This window comes from Zunongwangia atlantica 22II14-10F7 (assembly GCF_002094855.1).
Lineage (GTDB): Bacteria > Bacteroidota > Bacteroidia > Flavobacteriales > Flavobacteriaceae > Zunongwangia > Zunongwangia atlantica.
Genome location: NZ_ARYN01000048.1, coordinates 1 through 2,677 on the forward strand (window position 1 = coordinate 1; position 2,677 = coordinate 2,677).

The 2,677-nt window shown below is 30.9% G+C and carries 2 protein-coding genes; both read right to left on the minus strand.

Annotated features, from left to right (window positions below; genetic code table 11):
- Positions 1 to 760: 760 nt before the first annotated feature.
- Positions 761 to 1,795, minus strand: a complete 1,035-nt coding sequence (locus IIF7_RS20375; protein WP_084843527.1) for an alpha/beta fold hydrolase — start codon at positions 1,793 to 1,795, stop codon at positions 761 to 763.
- Positions 1,796 to 1,981: 186 nt separating this feature from the next.
- The coding region (locus IIF7_RS20380) for a hypothetical protein (protein WP_217806702.1) at positions 1,982 to 2,677 on the minus strand (696 nt) is incomplete at its 5' end.

Here is a 2,677-nt window from a genome sequence, read left to right on the forward strand (position 1 = left end):
TTCCGCCGCAATGAATTATAACCGTTGTTAGCCAATGTAACGATACGCCAAATTTTGTTTTTAGTTTTTATTCTTTAAAAATGTTATCAGATTTATCAAATATCGGTTTAGATTAGATTTTTAATTTTAATGTTTTTCAGAGTGGGAGAGGAGTTTAAAATTGTAAAATTTAAAGTAAAATTTTACAATTTGAAGTTTTTCCAGTGTTGCTTTTCAATTTTAGCTGAATTTTCAATTCAAATTTAGGTGGAGATTTGTTCTGTGTGATGATTTCCGCGTCGATGATGATTCTTGAGTTCCAAATTCATTTAAAAGTTCAGAGTTTCAGACTTTTTTCTTGTCCTTGTCCGTTTAAAGTCAGTTTTGGCTTCTAAAAATAACAGTCAATTTTATACAATATCGGATTCCAATTAATCATTTTTTACTTTTAGAGACTATTAAAAATAGTGTCCGATTTTATCGAATTTTGATTCTAATTTTTTGCGGCCAGATCGGTTTTATCAGCGATTTTTTTCCGCTTTTCTTTTTAAAAATGTTCTTCGTTTTTATCGAATTTCGAATATCGATTTTTCTGCGGTCAGTTCGGTTTTCAGGAAGTGTTTTTGTCCGGAGTTATTTTGGCTAACGGTTTCGAGTATGGACAGTTGCGGATTGGTTTGCCAGGTTATGTCCGTTTAAAATAAATATAGCTAAAAACATCGAATATCGATTGAGTATTTAGCCGCAATTGGCTATACGCATTGTTGTAAAACGTTTTTTATCAATTCAATTCAATAGATCTTGCCATTGAAAGAATTTCCTTATTAATTATCTTAGCATTTTCTTTCTTAGTTATTATTGAGCCATGATTGGCATTTATAATAATTTGTTTTCCATTGCTAGATAATTCTTTTAGTTCTTTTTGCATCTCATGCCATACTTCAACTTGTTCATTGGGATCGATACCTTCTTTTCTATATTTCTCTTTTTGAGATTCTTCATACTGTTCAGTTGCAGTAAAAACTACTAGAGGTAATGAATCCAAACTTTTAATTTGACCTGCTCTATTAAGAATCATTTCATTGATCTCATTTTCTTGAATATATCTATGGAACACTTTTCCGGAATATGCAGTAACATAATGGGAGCGCAGATGGAGTTTAGGTGGTAAGCCATCTTTTCTGGGTTCAGACTTAAATACTGAGTTAAAAGCTCCAACAATACCTATATCTGCAAGAAAGGAAATAGTTTTAACTAAAGTAATTTGAGTGTCATTAAACAATTCATTTTGTTTTAATCGTTTCCACTGTTCAGGATGACTTGAATCAATTAAGATCATTCCTTTTACTTCATTAGGATAAAGATCTCTAAATATTAGATTATATGGCCCGCCCATCGAATGACCTGCTAAGATGTATGGTGGTTTTTCTCCACTTTTTTCGAGTAAGTTATGAAGTTGTTTGGCATAAAACTCTGGAGAATTAATGTCTTTACTACTTTCACTAAACCATTTTCCTTCCCTATCATAACGGATAACTCTCATGTTCTTTTTTAATCCTTTTGCGATCCAGTGAGCCATATCGGTATTACTGCCTGCACCAGCTTCAAGAATAAGAGTAGGTAATTCATTTTTGTAGCCTTCTGATATTATATGAAGTTTGGTTCCATTTATGTCAACTAATTTTCCAGGAGGAACTGGTTTTGAACTAAATAGTCGAAAACACAACCCCGATATTAATAGTACAATAATCAGAATACCTAAAATCTTACCAATCCATTTTAATATTCTCAGTATTAGTCTAAATTTTCTTTTCATAAAATGTTTTACAACGGTTTCGAGTATGGACAGTTGCGGTTTGATTAACCAGGTTGTGTCCGTTTAAAATAAATATAGCTAAAAACATCGAATATCGATTAAGTATTTAGCCGCAATTGGCTATACGCATTGTTGGCAAACGTTTTTATTATGGCGACCTCTCAAAAGGAGTTACTATCGTTCTCTTCAATTAAATTCTATTTTAAGATTCTTGACTACACCTTCACTTGTTTTATAATCAAATTTAAAATTATTTCTACTCACAATGAAGTTATTAAACAAGTCATTCAATTGTAATACATTATTCTTAATTACTGATTTTTTAACCTGTTTATTATCAAAATGCAAATCGTATGCTTTATCAGTTTCATTGTTCAAATAAATTAGATGAGTATATGTTGTGTCAGAAAAAAAAAGGACATAGTTTTCATGAACATCTCCCCATACGAATTGATCATTATTTATTCGTTTTATTTCATTTCCAGTTTCTTTATCTATTAAAATAATATCAGGGGGCGTGCAACATCCTGAAATCCATTTGTATTGAAAAAGTAAATAATTTGGATATTCCTTTAAGAAGTCTAATCCTGTTCTTTGACATTCATAAACGTCTATTTTCTCACATGATTTAAGAATAAGTTTTTCTTTATTTTCAAATGTCAGCCATGTTGAATCACAATTTCGTTGCCAATAAAGTTTTGCCCCATTTGAAAAAAGGGTTGTATCGCATTTATATTTATTTTCCCGAGTTGCTTTTTTCTTATTACATCCACAACTTGGTTCTTGAGCAAGTGTATTTAAAGTAATTAGGAAAATCAAGGATACTATTAGTGCAAATTTCTTCGTCATAAAATGTTTGCCAACGGTCTCCTTTACTTTGTT

Excerpts from the sequence above, each read along its gene's own strand:
- IIF7_RS20375 (WP_084843527.1), bottom strand. The coding sequence starts at position 1,795 with ATGAAAAGAAAATTTAGACTAATACTGAGAATATTAAAATGGATTGGT.